We start from the raw sequence: 19,926 nt of genomic DNA on the forward strand, positions 1-19,926 counted from the left end.
TCTACTTTCTTATACGCAAACCAGAACGTAGGAACGACTAAGTTCTGATTATAAACCGCTTCTAGCGAGTATAGCAATGGAGCCATTCGTCTATAGCTTGCCGATCAAACCGCACAACACCTTGAATCGTAATTTTTGGCAGGCCTTGTTCGACCCATTTGTCCAAAGTGTTGTTCGCAATATGGAGATACTGGCAAGTTTCTTTATTGGTTAAATAGCGTTTGTCAATCGCAGTATCTTGTCGTACTTGATTCACATTGTTTAGAAGAAGTGTGTACACACTATTTCCTAGCTGTTTCATCTGCTCATCGTTCAGTAAAAATTGAACTTCTTGCATAGGCAACCTCCTTTCTCTAGTAAGAATCTTCATTTTCCAATTCCAGTATTTTTTGTTCTATTAATTGTCTAACTTAATGACAATTAATACATCAAAAAAACCTCGACTATTAGCCGAGGCTATGACTTTTTATGTCATTGGGGAAGAACTCACAATACAGTTTAATTACTCGTCCTACGACTGAAGAAGAATGACACCACGGCAACGAGAATCACCGCTCCGATAATCGATGGTACCAATGCCATCCCGGCTAATGACGGTCCCCAAGAACCAAAGAGTGATTGTCCGATAGCGGAACCGACTAAACCGGCCACGATATTCGCAATCCAGCCCATCCCTTTTCCAGTGATGGCACCTGCCACCGCTCCGATAATCGCTCCGACAATTAATGACCAAATAAGACCCATATTAAATCCCTCCTCTATTAATTAGATTGCTTCTTTCCTAGCTTCACGACAACTTGTTTGTTTTTTCCTGTTTGCGATAGTCATCGTGTATTTCTTTGACCTTCAGCAACACCGGCAGCAAAGTCGCCACCAACGAGACAATCATCATGACTTTTCCTTGCTTTTTCATGTGCTTTCAAGTCCTTTCTATAAGTTGATTGCTTCGCCACCGGTTACCCCGTAAATTTGGGCGGTTACGTAGCTTGCTTCGTTGGAGGCTAAGAAAACATAGACTGGCGCTAATTCTACCGGCTGTCCTGCCCGCTCCATTAAAGAGTCTTGCCCGAAGACTGGTAATTTTTCTTCCGGTTGGCCTTCGTCTAGTTGCAAGGCTGTCCAAATCGGTCCCGGTGCGACACCGTTGACCCGAATGCCTTTTTTGCTCAACTGTTTGGCTAATCCCACCGTGAAGTTGGCAATCGCGGCCTTCGTTACCGCGTAGTCCAAGAGATGACCACTTGGACTGAACGCTTGCACCGAGGTGGTCGTGATAATGCTGGACCCTGCCGGCAAGTGTGGTAAGGCGGCTTTCACCGTGGCAAACATGGAAATAATATTCACATCAAAAGTATCTCGGACTTGCTCCATGGTCAACTCTGCTAAAGAAGGCTGAGTAATCTGTTGCGCCGCGTTTAACACCAGCGTATCTAATCCGCCTAGTTCTTTCACTGCTTGAACCACCATTTTTTCAGGTGCCGCAGCGTCGCGCAAGTCAAATGGTAGTAAGACGGCTTTGCGCCCCGCTTCTTCCACATACTTGGCCACTTGCTTGGCATCCGGTTCTTCTCCCGGATAAAACTGCAAAGCAATATCGGCGCCTTCTCGCGCATACGCAATCGCCGCCGCTCGGCCAATCCCCGAATCGCCCCCGGTAATTAAAACCCGACGATTAAGTAAGCGCTCATGACCAACATAGCTCTCTTCTCCACAGTCCGGCACAGGTTTCATCTTCTTCTGTAGGGCCGGGGTTTCTTGATCCTGTTTCGGAAAGTCTGATTCATAATATAACTCCCGTGGATCCTTTAACACTGGATCTGTCATATCCTCACTCCTAACATAATGTCGATGGTACAATTTTATGTTAAAATAAATTTCATTTTTTGAAAAGAATTACGCCTTTTTATGCAAAAACAGCACATCATTTGACGAAAAAAAAGCAAATGCTCTACCCTAGGATTCGAGGATGAAATGTTGTTATTTACTAAAAGTAAGCGTTTTCTCATCGTTGCTTATTTTATTTATTGCTTGTGGTCCATTGGTTAGAAATATTATAGGGGGATTAAGATGATTTCAACTTTTAAGATAACAGATTCCGGCATAGAAAAAGCGACCCAAGACGTAAGTAACTGGATTGTCTTGCAAAAAGCCACCAAAGTCGAACTCACCGAAATCGTGGAGAAATACGAATTACCAAAAGACATCTTTGTCGGCGGTGACGATGCAGAAGAAATCAACCAATATGAAAAAATGAATAACGACCGCCTAGGGGAGTTGACGATTCTTTCTTTAATGAACCTAAGCGACAATCGCGAGCTCCCCATTGAAAAACGCTTAGAACCGTTAATCTTGATTTTTGCTAAAGAAATGACCTTGACTTTTGTGGGAGATAATTCAGATTTTCTGACTTCTTTTTTGACCCGTTCCGCTCATAAAGTCACGAATAAAGAGCAACTCTGCGCCTATATCATCAAACGAACCTATGCGCATTTTCTAAAGGAATTAAAAACCATCAAAAAAATCATCGATGAGCTAGACGCAGCGGCTCGCACCACTACGAAAAACGAAGCACTCTTTCGCTTGGCAGACACGCAGCGGGATGTCGTATATCTGGACAACGCGCTGCAAGGCCAAAAAGAAACTTTGAATTACCTCTGGGAAGAAACCAATTTTGCCCAGCAACTAGGCGATGAAAATCTCGTGTACAACATCCGCTTGCGCCAAGCCCATGCAGAGGAACGAATCCTGATTTACCGTGATTTGCTTGAGACCATCGGCGGGTTGTTTTCCGATATGATGAGCAATCATTTAAACCGCTTGATGAAATTCTTGGACTCCGCTACTTTAGTCGTCTCCATAGCTGCTCTCGTTGCCGGCATCTGGGGCATGAATACCGGTGGACTCCCAGGCAAAGAGACAAAAAACGGCTTTTTCTTCGTGATGATCCTCGCGGTCGTTGTCAGTATCTTGACCACCATTTATTTAAAACGCAAAGACTTTACCAAATAAATCACCAAACAAGCACTGACAAAAAAGAGGTGAGAATTCGTGAAAGAAAGTGGGCGCACAAAAAATAAGCAAACCGCGCTTACACCTAGGGCTTCTCCTAGGTTTTGACTAGCACAAGTGCTGATTTTTTACAAAAGGAGGAATCCAGATGAAGAAATTTCTAAAAATTGCGGCGGTCATTTTGGGCATTCCCTTACTATATGTGTTAATGGCCCGCAAGCAAAACCAACAAAAAACGGCTCTTTGTCAAATGGTGTTGTTTTGATCAAATCAAACGGCAGGAAATGCTTCGGCATTTCCTTTTTAGCGTTATTAAATGATTTCACAGATGTTCTGCTGAATCAAGACACGCATCCGGAGATGACGAAAAATCCGAAATCCAAAGGCAATTCTTTTGGTTACTTTGATGAGGTTGTTCTTTCCCTCTGATTTTCCGTTTGAATAGGGATATTTTAAGGAGTTTATGATAGCTTCTTTGTGCTTTCTCAAATAACAAATCGCCTTTTTGAATCCATTATTCAAGGAATGTGGCAATGATTCAATGAGATTGAAGATTCCAATGAAATCTTTTGCATCAAAAACAGCTAATAATTCTTGATAGACTTCATAGCTTTGTCGTAGTTGGTTATCTATAGAAAGTAGATAATCAAGCACCTCCGACTCCGTTAAGTATTTCCTTTGGAAGAGGGGAAATTGCTTGAAGGAAGTGTAGTTTAGCTTCGTATTTTTCTTTAGGATTTTTCGCCAATACTTTTTCAGCTTTCGGTAATCCTTTTGAGCTTGTGGATCGCTTTTCTTTAGCTGCTTCATTGTCTGAATTCGTTGGTTATTAAATGCACGTGTCATTTGTTGAATGATGTGGAAACGATCGATAGAGAGTCGCGCATTGGAAAAGACTTCTTTCATCACTACATCGTAAGAGGCATTCATATCCATCACGATGTGTGTAACCCGTTTTCTGGATTTTAATGTGAACCGGTGAAAGTATGTCCGTAACTTGAAGTTGCGTCGATCATCTAAGATATCAAAGATTTTGCCAGTATCAGCATCACTAATAATAAAGCACATTGCCCCTTTACAATCACTCGTTCCTTTAAATTCATCAATTAGAAGATGCTTGGGAAGAGAAGTGATTTTTTTACGTGGCACCTCAAAGAAGCTGTCTAAGACACGTTCAACGGTTTTTGTGGAAACAAAATACTGCTGAGCAATATCTTTCATTGAAATTTTTTTCTTCAAATCCACAGCAATCGCAAATTTTAAGGCTTGTGAGATGTAACAATTTTCCGCTACATAATAGGTTTTTGCAGAAAACGTATGATGACACCGAGTACAACGAAAACGCTGTTTGTACAGGTGTAAATAAGTTGGTACTTCTTGATATGGAAGCAACTGAATCCAGCTATCATGATAGGCATGACGGATGACAGAATCAAACCCACAACATTCGCAACGATGTTTTTCTCCGGTAAATACATTGGCCATACGGCCATGAACGCTCTCTTTAGTAATGGCATCTTTTGAAAAGGTAATATGGGAATTCTTAATATTCAAGATTTGTTTAATGGAATGACTTGTCTTTTCATCCGTATATCAGCACCCCCTTGCCTTCGTTAAAAACTTGTATTAGTTGACGGTTTCTTTTGATGTCAGCTATAATTTTTATAAAGAACGCGGTTTCAATAATTTGTAATCGCTTTTAAAAAAGTGAGGAGATCAGGAAGATGAAGAAAATTATAAATAAACCAACGGATGTTGTAACGGAAATGATCGATGGCATGGTGGCGATCAATGGTGATTTGGTGCATCGCGTCGAAGGATTTGATATTATCGCGCGTAATACTGAGAAGACCGGGAAAGTCGGCATTGTCTCGGGTGGCGGTAGTGGACACGAGCCGACACATGCTGGTTTTGTCGGTGAAGGTATGTTATCGGCGGCTGTTTGTGGAGCGGTGTTTACGTCGCCAACGCCGGATCAGATTATTGAGGCCATTAAAGAGGCCGATGAAGGCGCGGGGGTTTTTCTAGTTATTAAGAATTATTCTGGCGATATTATGAACTTTGAGATGGCGCAAGAGATGGCTGAGATGGAGGGCATCGAGGTACAGAGCGTGGTTGTTGATGATGATATTGCGGTCGAGGATAGTCTGTATACGCAAGGTCGTCGTGGCGTAGCGGGAACGATTTTTGTGCATAAGATTCTAGGTGATGCTGCCCGTAACGGCCAATCATTGAGTGAGATAAAAGAGCTCGCAGATCGCTTGGTACCAACGATTCATACGGTTGGATTGGCGCTCACTGGGGCGACAGTTCCTGAAGTAGGGAAACCGGGGTTTGTTTTACCGGATGATGAGATTGAATTTGGTATTGGCATTCATGGGGAACCGGGGTATCGCCGTGAAAAGATGCAGCCGTCTAAAATGCTTGCCGAGGAGCTCGTTAATAAGCTCGTGACTTCGTTTGAGCCAAAAGAAGGCGAAGAGTATGCGCTATTGGTGAATGGGATGGGGGCGACGCCGTTAATGGAGTTGTACATTTTTGCAAATGATGTCGTGAACTTATTAGCCGATAAGCAGATTACTATCAGATACAAAAAATTGGGTAATTATATGACGTCGATTGATATGGCAGGATTGTCGTTGACACTGATGAAATGTGAAGATGCACAGTGGGTAGAAGCATTGGAAGCCCCAGTCATTACACCAGCTTGGTAGGGAGAGATGAAGATGGATGCAACAGTAGCATTAAAATGGATGAGTATCTTTAATGATAAGATTCAAACGAACAAAGACTATCTGTCAGAGTTAGATACGCCGATTGGTGATGGCGATCATGGTGGGAATATGGCTCGTGGAATGACGGCAGTGATGGAAAAATTGAATGCAGAAAAATTTGAGAATGCTGCCGATGTATTCAAAGTCGTGGCGATGCAGTTACTGAGTAAAGTCGGAGGTGCATCAGGGCCGCTATATGGATCGGCCTTTATAGGAATGACCAAGTCGTTTCAAACGAGTGATTCACTCGCTGACGCGGTACAAGCTGGACTGGAAATGATTGAAAAGCGCGGTAAGGCGACAGTCGGTGAAAAAACCATGGTCGATATTTGGGCAAGTGTGTTGGCCGATTTACAACAGGATCAATTAACAGTAGCGAGGGTTCAAGAGTATGTCCAAGCGTCGGCGGATCTGAAGGCTACAAAAGGGCGTGCTTCTTATGTGGGCGACCGATCAATTGGTCATATTGATCCTGGTACGTGTTCGTCGGGGTATTTGTTTGAAGCATTATTGGAGGCGAGTAAATAAGATGAACGATATCGGAATTGTCATTGTCTCACATTCAAAGAATATTGCACAAGGTGTTGTTGATTTGGTTCGCGAAGTTGCCAAAGACGTAGAGATTACCTATGTCGGTGGGACGGAAGATGGCGGCATTGGTACGAGCTTTGAGCGTGTACAAGCAGTCGTCGAGGCGAATAGTAAAGAAACGTTGCTAGCGTTCTTTGATTTGGGAAGTGCCAAGATGAATTTAGAAATGGTCACGGATTTTTCAGATAAGACCATTCATATTAACTATGTGCCGATCGTTGAAGGAACCTACACAGCAGCAGCCTTGCTCCAAGCGGGTGCTGAGCAAGATGCGATATTGGCTCAGTTAGCTGAGCTAAAAATGGAAAAGTAACAGATGAAAAGAGGAAAAAGATGCTAATTGCATTGATTGGTGAAAATTGCAGTGGGAAATCGACGCTGGCGGAAAGATTACAAAATTAACGGCAAGCGACGGTTTTTGTCGGCAAGGATTATTTGCGCATGGCAAAAAACGAAAAAGAGGCGGCCGAGTTATTTCGGCAGCGTTTGGCGACTATCAAAGAGCGCTTTGCTCAAAGGATGCATGGGCACTTGCCTGAGCCGGTGAGTCGGATGCTAGAGCAGCATCATGGGAAATTTGCCGATGAAAACGTGCTGGGCGTACTTGACACGACAATTACATCTATCGAGGAAAACTACGAACGCTTACTGGCATTGGTGGAATAAGAAAAAGTCGGAGCCGGCATTAGTGAAAACAGCCAGGACATCAGGAAGTTCGAGAGACAACTTTCAGATATCCTGGCTTTCACTTTCGCTGAGCAATTCTGCTGCAGCCTTCAAAACCCTAAATCTGTCCGAAGACTTTTCCTAAGCCAAAGATGACTAGGCAAATAATGAGCGTATAGATGGCGCAGAATTTCATGGCTTGTTTTAAAATGGTTCCTTCTTCGCCAACTAGACCAGTCGCACCCGTTGCGACGGCGATGCTTTGCGGAGAGATCATCTTGCCGGCTGTCGCCCCAGCCATATTTGCCGCAGCTAGCCAATATGGATTGACGTCTAGGCTAGTAGCTGCCTTGACTTGTAGCTCACCAAATAAGACATTGGCGGATGTGTCGCTACCAGTAATAAAGGTACCAAGTGCACCGATAATTGGAGCAATAAAGGGATAGAAACTACCGGTAACCATAACTAAGCTGAGGGCAATGTTGTTGACCATACCGCTGTAGCCCATCACTTTGGATAGTCCGACAATCGAAGCGACCGTGACCATCGTTTTGGTCATCTGCTTGGTTGTATGCCAAAGAATCTGCAAGCTCTTGCCAAAAGAAATTCCTTGGAAGAGACCGCCAATAATCGTAGCGACAATAATTAAGGTACCAGGTGACGTAATCCACGTGATGACATATGGTTTAGCATGCGAGCCTTGGAATATGGTGAAGGAGCTTTGCACCGTATTTAAGCGATCATGGATGGCAGGTACAAGAGAGGAAGACAAAATAATAAAGGCAAAAACGAGAATAAACGGCAACCAAGCGACAATTCCTTCTTTAAGCGAGACGGTAGGTGCCGTTTGTTCTTGGGTTTTTTTGGTCCGATGACTTTGACTAAGAGGATGATCGTCACGATACAAATCAATGACCCCGCAATAGATGGCAATTCCGCCCCGAGATACTTAGAAACGATGATTTCTGGAATGGAAAATGCAAGACCAGATGCCAAGGTAATCCAAAAGACCCCTTTAATGGAACGGAAGCTACCACCTGTCAACGTAACCAAACAAAACGGAATCAGAATAATCAAGATACTTAATTGCAAGGTGACGACAAAAGAAAGTTGCTTGACGTCAAGACCGGTGACTTGAGCTAAGGTCGTGACAGGCAGACCAATCGCACCAAATGCGGTCGGAGTCGTATTGGCAATCAGACAAATAATCGCCGCTTTGACCGGTGACATACCCAAGACAGCTAAAATACTAGCCGGAATCGCTACGGCTGTACCAAAGCCGGCAATGGCTTCCAAAAATCCCCCAAAACCCCAAGCAAGTAACAACACGAGTATGCGCATATCGCCAGTAATGGACGTCAGCATTTCTTTGATGGTATTCATCCCACCAGACTCGGTGCTGGCATTGTACGTAAAGACAGCTGCGATAATCACGTAAATAATTGGCCAAAAAGCCATGACAATTCCTTCTAAGGCAGCGGATAGACTTTCTTTGCCACTAAAATGAAAGCCGACCATACTGAGGATAATCGTCAGCACTAAGCCAATCAAACAAGCGAGATCTCCACGCATTTTAAAGACCCCAAGAGAGAGAATTAACCAAATAATAGGAATAACAGCAAGTAACGTTAGCAAACCTTGTGACATACATTTCATCCTTTCAATCCATTATTTTTGACTGCTAGAAAATTGACGAAAAAAATTCCTCCTCAGAAAATGCTTGAGCAGGGATGGTCGGTTTCTGGGTTATTGATTGTCAAAAGTGAATGACTTCGGCAAGGAATAAGAAGAGGACTGGCACACGGCTGCACAAGAATCATCTATTCTAGTTTAGAAACAATCTAATCTAGTTAATTATAGCATGCATGCGCTAAAAAAGTTTGTCATTTTTTCTCGAAAGCACCAAACTTTGCTCATTTTTTTGAATAAATAGAAACCATCAGATAGTCCGAGACTAGTCGTTGCACAAAGTATTCGAAATAGGTGGAAAACCAGAAACAGCCGAGCTTCATGGTATACTAGAATGAAGCAAAGTGAGAAAGTAGGGATTGTTATGAGTTGTATTGGAAATGTTATTTGGTTTATCTTTGGTGGTTTATTTGGCTGGATCGGTTGGATGGTTGCGGGCATTCTTTGGAGCATCACGATCATAGGGCTGCCGATTGGCTTGCAATGTTTTAAAATCGCGACGATGAGTTTAGCACCATTTGGCAAAGAAGTGGTCTACGAGCATACGAATACGAGTTTTTTATTGAATATTTTATGGATCATTCTTTCTGGCTTCTGGTTAGCGGTCGGACATCTGATTAGTGCAGTGATCCTATGCATTACGATTATCGGGATTCCTTTTGCTGGTCAATCATTGAAGCTGGCGCAAGTATCATTTATGCCATTTGGCGCGCGGATCGAGCGAGTAAGATGATTTTACTTGCGTAATAGCGCAAAAGTCGCTATGCTATTACCGGTATATGAATCAAAGGGAGGGGATCAGGATGGCAAACGCATCTTGTATCGTACGATCAAAGAACACTAGCACAAAATGACGTTCTTTGAAGAAAAGAGTTTCCTCAAAGGACTAGAAATGAGGAAAACAAATGAAAGAACAACTACAACCCTATGAATATTGGTATAGTAAGCAACAATTATCTGAATTGGTCAATGCCTACCATTCAGTCAATGATAAGAAAGTGATTCAGTCACTACAAGCATTAATGAAAGAGCGGACAGGTGAGCTCTTTCAGCGGCATCCTGACTTAGCAGCTTATTGGCCAGTCTTAATGGACAGCAAGTTGACGCGCAAGCAATTTGAAGCGGTATTTGATGAACTACAAGCATTTGTGGTGCCGATGAAGCAGCCATCTGCTAAGCAAATCGATAAAATATTTCGCAAGGTGAAGAAGATGTATTACCCACCGGTGGATAGCCTAGACTTTCGCACGATGACTTTTTTAGGTTGGAATGATCCGGGCACGAATCGCAAGTACTTGCTGCGCGAAAAAGAGGGCCGCTTGCAAGGTGTATACGGCAGCTTCCGCTCAGATGTACAAAAAGGACACTGTGCCATCTGCAATCAAATCAGTACGGTCGGCTTGTTTTTAGCTACGACGAAAGCCTCGGCAGACGGTACCTATACAAAAAAAGGCAATTACATTTGTAGTAACAGCGAGCAATGCAATCAACAAGTGACACAACTAGAAACGCTAGAGCGCTTTTGGGAGACGGTCACATACGAGAAGTAAACGGACAGGAGGTAGTGCAATGAGTGAAGGAACTAGTCCCATTGTCGGCTCGCTCGCCTATCTCCAGTGGTACCGCACCTGTTGCCTGAGCGAAAAGGAAAAGCTTGCACGAATGATGGAGCAACTAGGCGCTTGGATTGATGACGATGGCATGTTACAGCTGACTGGTCCAGGAAAGCTAGCAGAGCTGCCGCCACATAGTGAATGGTATGCGTGTTTACGAAAGAGTGTCCAACGCGCCTACAAAGGGGACCTAGGCTTAAACCAAGATGAGCTAGGGCATAAGCTGCATCTCTTTCGAAGCTATCTCGATCGGCAAAATATCCAGTACATTCGTCGCCACTATTCAGGCGCAAGTGACTTCGATAAGCTTGTCGCCTATGCCGCTCACACCAAGGTGGGTATTGATTTCTCGGTAGGGGCCAATTATCATAATCGTACAATGGGGCCCTTTGATTATCCGCGGAATATGAAAGTCTTGGTGCCCAAAAGAAACACAGGTGGCTGGCGGTACAATACTGCGCGCATGAGTGAATTCATTTTGGATAGTCAAACAGGGCGCTTTGTCAGTCAATGGAACGATCTGAAGCTTAAAGAAGATGGCTACGACGCTAATCCTAAAGCGTATCAAGTAAAGGAATGTGGCGATGTGGCGAATACGGAGTCGTTTAATTATGGTGTGCCGCACGGGTATCATCTCGATCGCGCGACATTTAGCAAAGCCCATCGCTATTTGGATGTCAATCATCCACCTGATCTGCATTTGCGGCGTATCGTTTGTCGAAAATGGAAGAGTGAGCCTGATTTCGACAAAGGTGGGCGCTATGCAGATATTGTCAAAAAAGGTCAAGTGGATCTTATTGCTTGGCGCCAAATCCCATTAGAAGAGAAGCCGACAGTCTATGAGGCATTTGTTCGCGACTGCCAGCGCCGCAGACGAAACGCCGGCTTTGGTAAGTATTGGCGCAGACAAATGCGACCGCGATGGCTACGATTTTGGGGAAAATAAACTATCTGAATCAGCAGAAGCAGACACGTATGTGAAGCTCTTGCATTTGGATAGTTTTTTGTTGTAAGTTCTTATCTAAGAAAAATAGAAAAGGGTTGTAAATTATTTAGGGCAAAGGAGAATTTTTAATGATTAATTATGAAATAGGAAATGATTTCGATGCTGTCTTTATTGAATCAGAGCTAGAATTATTTAACAATCATTCAAAAAGAAGTCCTCAAGATGAAGAATATAAAAAGTTCATAATTGTTGTAAAAAAAAATCAACAAATTATTGGTGGAGGAATTGCCTACTCTTCACTATATTATATTGGCTATATAGATACTTTATGGGTAGATGAAAAATTTAGAAATCAATCAATTGGAACCAAAATACTTTCTTTACTAGAAAGTAAATTAAGGGAATATGGCTGTGAATTATGTCATTTAGATACCTTTAATTTTCAAGCACCTGTATTTTATAAAAAGAATGGTTATGAAATTTTTGGAGAATTACATCATAAAAAACAGAACATTACAGAATATTTTTTAAAAAAAGATCTCTGTTAAATAAATAGATCCATTATTTGACGGTGATCGATCAAGCCCATAATCTTTTGTAAAATACTATTCAACGTTTTAACTGTTACTTACTGAATGCCGTTTTCAATTTTTAAATAGTTTGACACACCATTAAAAATTCTATTTTCCACTCTGCGTCGTTAGCAGGAACATATAACTTAAAGCAACCGTTCCTGAGAAAATAGTTAAGAACCGTATTGTTTAATAACAAAGGGGAGAATGAGTATGTTTGAAAAAGTTGTTGAAAAATTAAAACAGAGAAGACTAAAAAAAGCTGAACTGTTAAGGAGAAAAAATGCAAAAATGCGAAGCGAAGGTAAAGATCCCTTAAAAGGCTGGGGAAAAATGATTGATTCTGGAACAGGTGGTGCTAATAGAGCTAATCCGTTAGATACGAAATATTTTCATATAGAAGATCAGAAAAATTTAAGAGAGCAGATTAAAAAGAACAAATAAACTAATCTTTTATAGTACTACCCTTTTGGATCATATGTTATTTGATTTTGGGTTTCAGTAATAGAGTAAGCGCACACTACTTGTTAAAGTGGCAATAAGGGTTCTGTTGCAACTTTTATCGAAGCCTACGTACTGCCTCTACCCGGTTAAGGCATGGCAACCATTCGAACAATCTACAAAAAAAGCCGAAAAGAAAGAACGCTTTTCGGCTTTTCAGTACAATTGTTAATTGTACACTTCTCTACAATGGCCACTAAAACTAAAATCGTAATCGTTTCATCGGCTATATTTGCTAATAAACGATAATCTCCTATTCTATATCACCATTGACTACTTTTATTTCCTACCAAACCTTTCCCATGAACCCTAGGAGAACCGGTACCTTCTAAATTTTTAGAAATCCAAGATAATATAAGACGAGCTTGATGCTTGTCCATCTTTTTTACTGCTTTTTGAGCATTTTTTTCATATCGAACCGTATATGTTTTCTCCATCATAAACCTAGTTCTCGGAGCATATCTGGGTGTGAAATACTTTCGTCATTTAACTCATGATCTTTCATTGCTTTTTGGTACAAATTCATATCAACTTGATCTTCTAACACTTCTAATAATTTCGTTCTAGCTAATTCTGATAAACTTAATCCATCAATGGCTACGATTTTTGGGAAAATAAACTATCTGAATCAGCAGAAGCCGACACGTATGTGAAGCTCTTGCATTTGGGTAGTTTTTTGTTGTCGACAAATTATTTTTTTGGATAGTTACACAGTTGAAAATAATTAATGAACTGTCATAAATTAAGGTCACAAGTGAGTACGACAAAAGTCCAACATTTGTACAAGGATGTCCAAAATGCGTGCCAAAAGTTGATTGAATAAAAGGAAACGATTTCTTAAAATGGTAATGAAAGGAGGAAAGCGATGATGAAATTGCAGTCAGTCGATGAGTCGTTAATCCAAATAGATGTAGAAGCAGAAAATTTTGAGGATGCGGTTCGAAAATCAATGGAGCCTCTTGTGGCACAAGAATACGTTAAACCAAGCTATGTGGAAAAAATTCTCTCTATTTATCGTGAAACGGGTCCGTATATCGTGATTACCACGCATATTGCCTTGCCTCATGCAGACAGTGAAGCGGGAGCATTAAAGATGGGGATAGGATTTACCAAGCTGAAACACTCAGTTGTTTCTGGTAATGTTGCGAATGATCCTGTGAAGTATCTCTTTCCATTAAGTGCAACCGACAGCACAAAACATATTCAAATGTTATCAAAGTTGGCTGAATTACTGGGCAATCCTTCATTTGTTGAAGGCTTAGATACGGTGACATCCAAAGAAGAATTTATTGCATTATTAACTAAATATGAAGGGAATGAGCAACATGATGCATAAAGCATTAGTCGCATGTCGTGCTGGAGTTGGTTCTAGCTTGATGTTAAAAATAAAAGTCAACGAAGTAGTTAAAGAAAATAATCTTCAATTAGTTGTCGAACACTCATCTCTAGATGGATTAAATGGGTTTGATGGTGATATGGTTATTACCTTAATTGATGTGGCACAAGAATTAGAAGAAAAGAAAGTTCCGTATAAAGTTGTGGGTATTCGTAACATTGTTGACAAAGAAGAAATTAAGACGAAGTTACTAGAAGCATTAGCAGAGTAGGGGGTATTCTGGCGTTGCTCAAAAAAAGAGCCTTCTTTGCAAAAAAATGTGCCAAAGAAGCAAAAAACACTGGAACTCGCCAGATATCCTGCAATTCATCACCATCGAAATTCTTCGTTTTTAACTTAGCATTGTTAGGCAATAAGTGAATGGTTATTCACTATTCGTCGTTTCTGTCATTCTTCTCTTTCTTTGCTATTCTCAGGTGGCACGAAAGAGAAAAAATGTTCAACTAGTGGTTGGCCTAGTGCTAGCACAGTAGAATGAAAAGGTTATCAGCAGATCCAGTGAACGATTTCCTATTGTTAGGAAATCTGTGTAAAGGAAACCCTTACCTTTTCTGATTATACCATAATTCCAATCTACCACAATTGGTTTCTGCTGGTTTTTGGAGTAGGTAAAAATAAATTTATAGCGACGATGGATAGAAACCATTGCCTTTCACGACTGAATAACAAATAGCAGATAAAGCGATTGATTCAATCAAAAGGGGGTTCTTTCTCGTGAATGAACAAGCATTAAAAAATTATACACAGCATATTGAAACTGAAGTGACACAATTTTTAAAAAGTATTGATGAAGAACAATTAAATCGTGCGCGTCAATTGATTGGTGCTGCCAAAGAACAACACGGTCGTCTCCATATCACTGGAATCGGAAAACCAAGCCATGTCGCGGAATATATGTGTGCACTGTTTTCTTCCACTGGAACACCGTGTTATTTTTTAGATGGTACTGAAGCAGTCCACGGTTCAGCTGGCCAAGTATTGCCAGAAGACGTAGTGATTGCCATCTCAAATAGTGGCAATACCATTGAACTACGCAATACCGTTGAAGCCTTACAACGAATGGGGGTAAAAATCATTTCGGTCACAGGTAATCTTTCTTCTTGGTTAGCAAAAAATACAGAAGCTGTTTTATTTGCTGGTGTGCAAAATGAAGGTGATGACACAAATAAGCCACCACGACTTTCGATTGTTGCAGAAATCATTGTTCTACAGTGTCTGTCGATTCTTTTACAAGAGGACACAGCATTTACAATGGAAAAATATGCAATGTGGCATCCGGGTGGTGCGCTAGGTGCTCAAGCACGCGAAGAAATTGGACATGCCTAAGGAGGAAAAAGACGTGAGACTAAAAGGAATTATTACCGCAATGGCTACACCTCTAGATGAAAAAGGAGCAATTTCTGAAGCAGGTGTGGCAGCCTTAGCGGAGCATTTGATTACCAATGGTGTGGCAGGCCTTTTCGTTTTGGGAACGAACGGGGAATTTTATAGCCTAACCAAAGAGCAAAAATTAAACTTAGCCGAGTATACGGTCAAAGCAGCTGCTGGTCGGGTACCGGTATATGCGGGTGTTGGTGGTATCAGTACGAATGAAGTTGTAGAATTGGCCAAAGAAATGGCAACAAGAGGTGTGGATGCATTATCTGTTATTACTCCTTACTTGATCCATATAACACAAGAAGAGTTGATTCAACACTATGAAACAATTGCCGATGCGAGTCCATTACCAATTATTTTGTACAATATTCCAGCTAATACGCAATTAAATATCGAACCAACAACCGTTGCGCGGTTAGCAAAACATCCTAATATCATAGGAATGAAAGACAGCAGTGGTCATTTAGATCAAATGGAAACGTATCTTGCGCTAGTCAAAAAAGAAACGTTTGATGTTTTAGTAGGGTCGGATTCTCGTATTTTGAAAGCTCTTCAATTGGGAGCAACAGGTGCAGTAGCCGCAACTTCTAATGTATTGACGAAAACTGATGTGGGGATTTACGAAGCTTTTTTAGCAGATGATATTGAAAAAGCAGAACTGTTACAAGAAAGTATCAATGCATTCCGCGGTGTATTGAAACTTGGCAGTGTGCCTGCTGTTTTGAAGGAAGCATTAAACATGATTCAACTACCTGTGGGTAAACCCTGTCTACCTGTTCAACCGGTAATCAACACTGAGGACCGTGCTAAAATCAGAGAAGTTTTGGTTTCTTATCAAGAATCGGAAGGATTTGAGGTGAAATAATAATGGAAAAATTAACAACACTGAATCGCATTCATGAAGAAAAAATTATGGCCGTTGTGCGCGTGGAAACATTTGAACGCGGATCAGAAATTGTGGAAGGATGTCTAGCAGGCGGAGTTAGCATTTTAGAAATTAGTTATACCAATGCCAACGCAGGTGAAATCATCCAACAACTGAATCAAGCATACGGAGACAAAGTATTATTAGGAGCAGGAACAGTACTGGATGCACCAACTGCGCGCGATGCTATTTTACGAGGGGCAAAATTTGTGATTGCCCCAACCTTTAGTGCAGAAGTCGCTCGCCTTTGCAATCGCTATCAAATTCCTTATATGCCAGGATGTACGACCATGACGGAATTAGTTGAAGCACTAGAAGCCGGTGCCGATATGATTAAGGCTTTCCCAATCTCAAACTATTATGGCCCATCCTTAGTCAAAACCATTAAAACGCCGCTACCTTATGTCTCAATTCTTTCATCAGGAGGCGTAACATTGGAAAATGTTGACGAATGGGTTGAAAATGGGGTAGATTGCATGGGTGTGGGAAGTCTTTTGACAAAAGGTTCCAAAGAGACAATTGCTGCCAATGCAAAAGCTTTGCGGATAGCTGTTGAGAAAGCAAAGTAATAATAACGAAAGGAAGTGGGAACGATGCTTGATCGAAAATCGGTGTACATCATGAAAAAATGTGTTGAGGAAAAAGAGGTATCCCTCAATCAACTCATCCAAATGATGGACTTGTCAAAACGACAAGTATTGTATGCCATAGAAAAAGCCAATGAATTTTTAATCGACGCATCCGTTGCCCCACTTCATTTAGAAGGACGATTTCTTTCGCTATCAACTGAAACCAAAGACTATATTGTCCAATGCTTTTTAAATCAAACTATCTACCATTCTTATTTGCTAGATGGTCCTGAAAGAGAAACCTATATTTTCTTAATGCTGCTGTATCGTTATGAATCCTATGTAACTGTTCCGCATTTTTTGGATACGCTTGAAGTTGGAAAAACGACATTTCTTCAAGACATGAAGCATTTAGAAGAAACACTCGCAAATGAGAACATCGCGGTATTGAATAATCGGACCATCGGCTATTATTTGGCCGGTGATGAATGGCAAATTCGGGCTTTACTGATGCGCAACATTTTGATTGATTTTAACCAACCAACGGGCAGTTTTTTGTATGACTACTTCTTATTTCATGAAAATATTGCCGACTTTGACGGTCTGCAAAAAAACGTGGCCGATTTGCTTAAAAAATACCATATTCAACTGGTAGAAAATCGCCTACGTGAGTTTTGTTATACCTTTCAACTATTGCTTCCACGCTTAGGAATTACCAATCAAATCTCAAATAAAACATACCATCTTGAATTTTTTCATCAAATGAAAGAATATGATTTGGCAACCGAGTTATTAGCCACGTATCAAATTGAAAATGAAGAGGCCAAAAAATACATTTGTTCATGGATTTTGAGTTTATCTGTAGGGAATGTTCATGAACAAACCTTTGATCGTTCAATTATTTTGGAAATTGTCACAAGGATGACCAATCGTTTCGAGTTATTGTCAGGTATTCGTTTTACGGATGAGGAAAAAGTGATTGAGAAATTATATGGGCATTTTCGTTCCGTGTACTATCGCTTGTTTTTCCGTATTCCGATTATTAATTATTTTACAGAACGAATTCAAGCAACATACCCTGATATGATAAAAATTGTCGAGGAAGTGTTGAAACCAATCTCGGCACTTTTCGAAGATCCGATACCGGAAGAAGAAATTGCCTTTTTGACCATGCACTTTGTTGCGGCCATTCATCAATTTGAAGAAAAGAAGTCAGCTGGCAAAAATGTAGGAATCGTTGTCTGTCCGAGTGGTATTGGAAGCTCAGCAATTGTTTTAAATGAACTGAAATCGCTCTTTCCAGAGTTCGTTTTCTTAGGCCCTTTTGATACGGACATTTTAGAAACAATTCATGAAGAGTATGACTACATTTTTTCAACAGAGCCCAATGTGCGTTTGTATACGGCCAACAAGCCAGTCTTTATTGTAAACCCAATTTTGACACCAGCTGAGCGTTATCATCTGTTGCGAAGCGTCTATGCAACCACTCAAACGGCGATGCTTAGTTTTCCGAAAATCTCGGATTTGATGTCAGTGATTGAAAAATATGCAACAATCAAAAATCGCAATCATCTCGAAAAAGAACTGTCGGAACTGCTGATTAATGAACCTGTGCAAAAAGATGTTGTCTACGAAAAAGGCGAGTTGAATCTTTCAGATGTTTTAAAGAAAGCATTCATTCAATTTCATTTACCAGCAACGACCTATGCACAAGCAGTTCAACAAAGTGCTGCCCCGTTACTGACTGAAGGGATTGTTACAGAAAATTATTTGGCTGAAATTATTCATTCAGCAGCAGAGCGGAAAAGTTGGATGATGATTACCGATGGAGTAGCTTTGCCTCATACCAAACCAATGTATGGAGCCAATGAAATTGGGCTAAGCTTGGGAGTTCTTGAAACACCCATTCTATTAGAAAATGGGCGTGAAATGCGCTATATGATGGTGCTATCTGCCGTGGACAACCAGCAGCATTTAAAAGCCATTGCGCAATTGGTCCATTTTTTAGAAGACGGTGCATTCTTTGAATTATTGCAAACAACAGATAATCCTGAAACTGTGTTTGCCTATATTGTAGAGCATGAAAAAGGAGTTGGTGAAGAAGCGTGATTCAATTGGTCATATTTGATATGGATGGTGTGTTAGTTGATTCGGAACGTGTCCATTATGAACGGCGTAAACGTTTTTTTCAACGGCATCAGTTTCAACTAACAGATCAACAACTAGATAAAATGGTTGGTTCAAATGCCAATGATATTTGGCAAGCGTTGATTCCAACAGACACCGAAAAACGAGAACAGTGGTTAACCATCTATCGCGAAGATGTGCGAGCCCATTTGATGGACTATGATGCCATTCGTGATGCACAAATGATTCAATTTGTTCAATGGCTACACCAAAAAGCGATTGCCTGTGCTTTAGCATCTTCTGCTCCTCGTTTGTTGATTGAAAAATGTTTGGCGGATATTGGGTTAACGCAAACATTCGATGCAATCTTGTCTGGTGAGGAAGTGGCTTATAATAAGCCAAATCCAGATATTTATTTAAAGACTATTGAAAAATTTCCGCTGATTCCTAAACACGATATTTTGGTGATAGAGGATTCAACTATTGGCATTGAAGCCGCAAAAAAAGCGGGTTTAACTGTAGCTGCCAAAGAAACATCCTTTACCAAAAAAGTCAATATGGATCAATCGCAGGCGGATATTCGATTTATTCAGCCAGAGGAATTGGAGCATCATTATTTTCAAGAAAATTAATCTATGACAAGCAATAGAAAAGTAGGTAAAAGATCATGGAAGCATGGTCTTTTTTTGTATCAAGAAGATAAATGAGCAGCTAAGTTAAGTGACCTACAGCTGAAAAGCCCGCGACGACGATTTTTTCTGGATCCACTGTGAATTCCATCGCATGTTGACGGACATAACGGATCAAATGAGCCAATTGAAAAAGCTGCTTTGGATAAAATGACTCAGCATCAACGCTATATTGCAAAATGAATGCTTGATACCCTAATGCAAGCATCTGTATAGCGACGGGTTCCGATTCACGAGGAGAAAGGCGATGGTAACCACCACCTGGACAAATGATTATAGCTGGACGCCGGCGATTAGGATCAATTTCTGGGATGGTGTCCATCACGTATCCCATTGCATGAACGGTAAGCTTATTTTGGGTATCTTCCATAGTGATAGGTAAAATTTTCATTGTAGTAGTCTCCTTTTAAATCATAACCACCCTTCAAAAGGGTGGTTTGCTCTGAGGCTATAAGCCTCTGCTACTAGCCAGCGTCTCAAGG

General features: G+C 41.1%; 24 protein-coding genes and 3 pseudogenes. 18 read left to right on the top strand and 9 right to left on the bottom strand.

Annotated elements, in window-relative coordinates; all coding sequences use genetic code 11:
- Positions 1-61 precede the first annotated feature (61 nt).
- The 4 genes from HMPREF9088_RS04145 to HMPREF9088_RS04155 all read right to left on the bottom strand — a co-directional run bounded on the left by HMPREF9088_RS04145 (position 62) and on the right by HMPREF9088_RS04155 (position 1,824).
- The gene (locus HMPREF9088_RS04145; protein WP_040366371.1) at positions 62-337 is read right to left on the bottom strand and encodes a helix-turn-helix domain-containing protein; all 276 of its coding nucleotides are present in this window, start codon (positions 335-337) and stop codon (positions 62-64) included.
- A 161-nt stretch (positions 338-498) separates the two neighbouring features.
- Positions 499-744: a GlsB/YeaQ/YmgE family stress response membrane protein gene (locus tag HMPREF9088_RS04150; protein WP_007207901.1), complete on the bottom strand. Its 246-nt coding sequence runs from the start codon at positions 742-744 to the stop codon at positions 499-501.
- Positions 745-787: 43 nt separating this feature from the next.
- Positions 788-913: a hypothetical protein gene (locus tag HMPREF9088_RS12525; protein WP_007207902.1), complete on the bottom strand. Its 126-nt coding sequence runs from the start codon at positions 911-913 to the stop codon at positions 788-790.
- Positions 914-930: 17 nt separating this feature from the next.
- Positions 931-1,824 carry an SDR family oxidoreductase gene (locus HMPREF9088_RS04155; protein WP_007207903.1) on the bottom strand — a complete coding sequence of 298 codons (894 nt, stop codon included), beginning with the start codon at positions 1,822-1,824 and terminating at the stop codon, positions 931-933.
- Between the two features lie 243 nt (positions 1,825-2,067).
- On the opposite strand from HMPREF9088_RS04155, the gene HMPREF9088_RS04160 reads away from it, so the two are divergent.
- A complete protein-coding gene (locus HMPREF9088_RS04160) occupies positions 2,068-3,009 on the top strand; it encodes a magnesium transporter CorA family protein (protein ID WP_007207904.1) in 942 nt (313 codons plus the stop codon).
- Between the two features lie 312 nt (positions 3,010-3,321).
- On the opposite strand, the gene HMPREF9088_RS04165 is transcribed toward HMPREF9088_RS04160, so the two are convergent.
- The gene (locus tag HMPREF9088_RS04165; RefSeq protein ID WP_052607480.1) at positions 3,322-4,575 is read right to left on the bottom strand and encodes an ISL3 family transposase; all 1,254 of its coding nucleotides are present in this window, start codon (positions 4,573-4,575) and stop codon (positions 3,322-3,324) included.
- Between the two features lie 158 nt (positions 4,576-4,733).
- Between HMPREF9088_RS04165 and dhaK the strand changes: the two genes are divergently transcribed.
- From dhaK to HMPREF9088_RS04185, 4 genes are all read left to right on the top strand, one after another.
- The gene (dhaK, locus tag HMPREF9088_RS04170; protein ID WP_007207906.1) at positions 4,734-5,723 is read left to right on the top strand and encodes a dihydroxyacetone kinase subunit DhaK; all 990 of its coding nucleotides are present in this window, start codon (positions 4,734-4,736) and stop codon (positions 5,721-5,723) included.
- 12 nt (positions 5,724-5,735) lie between these two features.
- Entirely contained in the window at positions 5,736-6,311 is a 576-nt protein-coding gene (gene dhaL / locus HMPREF9088_RS04175; RefSeq protein ID WP_040366372.1) for a dihydroxyacetone kinase subunit DhaL, read from the top strand.
- A 1-nt stretch (position 6,312) separates the two neighbouring features.
- A complete protein-coding gene (gene dhaM / locus HMPREF9088_RS04180) occupies positions 6,313-6,687 on the top strand; it encodes a dihydroxyacetone kinase phosphoryl donor subunit DhaM (protein ID WP_007207908.1) in 375 nt (124 codons plus the stop codon).
- Between the two features lie 128 nt (positions 6,688-6,815).
- Positions 6,816-7,040 (top strand): hypothetical protein, encoded by a 225-nt coding sequence (locus tag HMPREF9088_RS04185; protein WP_007207909.1) that lies wholly within the window; start codon positions 6,816-6,818, stop codon positions 7,038-7,040.
- Positions 7,041-7,158: 118 nt separating this feature from the next.
- Here HMPREF9088_RS04185 and HMPREF9088_RS11595 read toward each other — a convergent pair.
- Positions 7,159-8,687 (bottom strand): annotated as a pseudogene (locus HMPREF9088_RS11595) (L-lactate permease).
- A gap of 406 nt (positions 8,688-9,093) precedes the next feature.
- Here HMPREF9088_RS11595 and HMPREF9088_RS04200 point away from each other — a divergent pair.
- From HMPREF9088_RS04200 to HMPREF9088_RS12645, 6 genes and pseudogenes are all read left to right on the top strand, one after another.
- Entirely contained in the window at positions 9,094-9,462 is a 369-nt protein-coding gene (locus tag HMPREF9088_RS04200) for a YccF domain-containing protein (RefSeq protein ID WP_040366375.1), read from the top strand.
- 172 nt (positions 9,463-9,634) lie between these two features.
- On the top strand, positions 9,635-10,279 hold the full coding sequence (locus HMPREF9088_RS04205) for a FusB/FusC family EF-G-binding protein (RefSeq protein WP_007207913.1): 645 nt from the start codon (positions 9,635-9,637) through the stop codon (positions 10,277-10,279).
- Between the two features lie 19 nt (positions 10,280-10,298).
- Positions 10,299-11,288 (top strand): DUF3114 domain-containing protein, encoded by a 990-nt coding sequence (locus HMPREF9088_RS04210; RefSeq protein WP_007207914.1) that lies wholly within the window; start codon positions 10,299-10,301, stop codon positions 11,286-11,288.
- 128 nt (positions 11,289-11,416) lie between these two features.
- Positions 11,417-11,836, top strand: coding sequence for a GNAT family N-acetyltransferase (locus HMPREF9088_RS04215; RefSeq protein ID WP_007207915.1), 420 nt, complete (start codon positions 11,417-11,419; stop codon positions 11,834-11,836).
- A gap of 237 nt (positions 11,837-12,073) precedes the next feature.
- Complete coding sequence (locus HMPREF9088_RS04220; RefSeq protein ID WP_338063983.1) at positions 12,074-12,304, top strand: hypothetical protein; 231 nt, start codon at positions 12,074-12,076, stop codon at positions 12,302-12,304.
- Between the two features lie 113 nt (positions 12,305-12,417).
- Positions 12,418-12,610 (top strand): annotated as a pseudogene (locus HMPREF9088_RS12645) (hypothetical protein); the annotation flags it as partial.
- Here the strand turns inward: HMPREF9088_RS12645 and HMPREF9088_RS04225 are convergent.
- Positions 12,532-12,798 (bottom strand): annotated as a pseudogene (locus HMPREF9088_RS04225) (type II toxin-antitoxin system RelE family toxin); the annotation flags it as partial. The pseudogenes HMPREF9088_RS12645 and HMPREF9088_RS04225 overlap by 79 nt on opposite strands.
- Positions 12,798-12,977 (bottom strand): type II toxin-antitoxin system RelB family antitoxin, encoded by a 180-nt coding sequence (gene relB, locus HMPREF9088_RS12330; protein WP_052607481.1) that lies wholly within the window; start codon positions 12,975-12,977, stop codon positions 12,798-12,800. The gene relB and the pseudogene HMPREF9088_RS04225, both read right to left, overlap by 1 nt.
- A gap of 252 nt (positions 12,978-13,229) precedes the next feature.
- Between relB and HMPREF9088_RS04235 the strand changes: the two genes are divergently transcribed.
- From HMPREF9088_RS04235 to HMPREF9088_RS04265, 7 genes are all read left to right on the top strand, one after another.
- Entirely contained in the window at positions 13,230-13,697 is a 468-nt protein-coding gene (locus tag HMPREF9088_RS04235) for a PTS sugar transporter subunit IIA (protein ID WP_007207918.1), read from the top strand.
- Complete coding sequence (locus tag HMPREF9088_RS04240; protein ID WP_007207919.1) at positions 13,687-13,968, top strand: PTS sugar transporter subunit IIB; 282 nt, start codon at positions 13,687-13,689, stop codon at positions 13,966-13,968. The genes HMPREF9088_RS04235 and HMPREF9088_RS04240 overlap by 11 nt, the downstream gene beginning before the upstream one ends.
- A 503-nt stretch (positions 13,969-14,471) precedes the next feature.
- Positions 14,472-15,083, top strand: coding sequence for an SIS domain-containing protein (locus tag HMPREF9088_RS04245; protein ID WP_007207920.1), 612 nt, complete (start codon positions 14,472-14,474; stop codon positions 15,081-15,083).
- Between the two features lie 13 nt (positions 15,084-15,096).
- Positions 15,097-15,999 carry a 4-hydroxy-tetrahydrodipicolinate synthase gene (dapA, locus tag HMPREF9088_RS04250; RefSeq protein WP_040366377.1) on the top strand — a complete coding sequence of 301 codons (903 nt, stop codon included), beginning with the start codon at positions 15,097-15,099 and terminating at the stop codon, positions 15,997-15,999.
- A gap of 2 nt (positions 16,000-16,001) precedes the next feature.
- Positions 16,002-16,628 (top strand): bifunctional 2-keto-4-hydroxyglutarate aldolase/2-keto-3-deoxy-6-phosphogluconate aldolase, encoded by a 627-nt coding sequence (locus HMPREF9088_RS04255; protein ID WP_007207922.1) that lies wholly within the window; start codon positions 16,002-16,004, stop codon positions 16,626-16,628.
- A 24-nt stretch (positions 16,629-16,652) separates the two neighbouring features.
- Entirely contained in the window at positions 16,653-18,737 is a 2,085-nt protein-coding gene (locus tag HMPREF9088_RS04260) for a BglG family transcription antiterminator (protein ID WP_007207923.1), read from the top strand.
- Positions 18,734-19,387: an HAD family hydrolase gene (locus HMPREF9088_RS04265; protein WP_007207924.1), complete on the top strand. Its 654-nt coding sequence runs from the start codon at positions 18,734-18,736 to the stop codon at positions 19,385-19,387. Before HMPREF9088_RS04260 ends, HMPREF9088_RS04265 begins: the two co-directional genes overlap by 4 nt.
- Before the next feature lie 79 nt (positions 19,388-19,466).
- On the opposite strand, the gene HMPREF9088_RS04270 is transcribed toward HMPREF9088_RS04265, so the two are convergent.
- On the bottom strand, positions 19,467-19,835 hold the full coding sequence (locus HMPREF9088_RS04270) for an alpha/beta hydrolase (protein WP_007207925.1): 369 nt from the start codon (positions 19,833-19,835) through the stop codon (positions 19,467-19,469).
- Positions 19,836-19,926 lie beyond the last annotated feature (91 nt).

The organism is Enterococcus italicus DSM 15952 (assembly GCF_000185365.1).
GTDB classification, from domain to species: domain Bacteria; phylum Bacillota; class Bacilli; order Lactobacillales; family Enterococcaceae; genus Enterococcus_G; species Enterococcus_G italicus.

Coding starts and splice junctions, on each gene's coding strand:
- HMPREF9088_RS04145 (WP_040366371.1), bottom strand. CDS start 337: ATGCAAGAAGTTCAATTTTTACTGAACGATGAGCAGATGAAACAGCTA.
- HMPREF9088_RS04235 (WP_007207918.1), top strand. CDS start 13,230: ATGAAATTGCAGTCAGTCGATGAGTCGTTAATCCAAATAGATGTAGAA.
- dhaM (WP_007207908.1), top strand. CDS start 6,313: ATGAACGATATCGGAATTGTCATTGTCTCACATTCAAAGAATATTGCA.
- HMPREF9088_RS04255 (WP_007207922.1), top strand. CDS start 16,002: ATGGAAAAATTAACAACACTGAATCGCATTCATGAAGAAAAAATTATG.
- HMPREF9088_RS04200 (WP_040366375.1), top strand. CDS start 9,094: ATGAGTTGTATTGGAAATGTTATTTGGTTTATCTTTGGTGGTTTATTT.
- HMPREF9088_RS04210 (WP_007207914.1), top strand. CDS start 10,299: ATGAGTGAAGGAACTAGTCCCATTGTCGGCTCGCTCGCCTATCTCCAG.
- HMPREF9088_RS04260 (WP_007207923.1), top strand. CDS start 16,653: ATGCTTGATCGAAAATCGGTGTACATCATGAAAAAATGTGTTGAGGAA.
- HMPREF9088_RS12525 (WP_007207902.1), bottom strand. CDS start 913: ATGAAAAAGCAAGGAAAAGTCATGATGATTGTCTCGTTGGTGGCGACT.
- dhaK (WP_007207906.1), top strand. CDS start 4,734: ATGAAGAAAATTATAAATAAACCAACGGATGTTGTAACGGAAATGATC.
- HMPREF9088_RS04185 (WP_007207909.1), top strand. CDS start 6,816: ATGGCAAAAAACGAAAAAGAGGCGGCCGAGTTATTTCGGCAGCGTTTG.
- dhaL (WP_040366372.1), top strand. CDS start 5,736: ATGGATGCAACAGTAGCATTAAAATGGATGAGTATCTTTAATGATAAG.
- HMPREF9088_RS04155 (WP_007207903.1), bottom strand. CDS start 1,824: ATGACAGATCCAGTGTTAAAGGATCCACGGGAGTTATATTATGAATCA.
- HMPREF9088_RS04205 (WP_007207913.1), top strand. CDS start 9,635: ATGAAAGAACAACTACAACCCTATGAATATTGGTATAGTAAGCAACAA.
- HMPREF9088_RS04240 (WP_007207919.1), top strand. CDS start 13,687: ATGATGCATAAAGCATTAGTCGCATGTCGTGCTGGAGTTGGTTCTAGC.
- HMPREF9088_RS04215 (WP_007207915.1), top strand. CDS start 11,417: ATGATTAATTATGAAATAGGAAATGATTTCGATGCTGTCTTTATTGAA.
- HMPREF9088_RS04160 (WP_007207904.1), top strand. CDS start 2,068: ATGATTTCAACTTTTAAGATAACAGATTCCGGCATAGAAAAAGCGACC.
- HMPREF9088_RS04270 (WP_007207925.1), bottom strand. CDS start 19,835: ATGAAAATTTTACCTATCACTATGGAAGATACCCAAAATAAGCTTACC.
- HMPREF9088_RS04150 (WP_007207901.1), bottom strand. CDS start 744: ATGGGTCTTATTTGGTCATTAATTGTCGGAGCGATTATCGGAGCGGTG.
- HMPREF9088_RS04220 (WP_338063983.1), top strand. CDS start 12,074: ATGTTTGAAAAAGTTGTTGAAAAATTAAAACAGAGAAGACTAAAAAAA.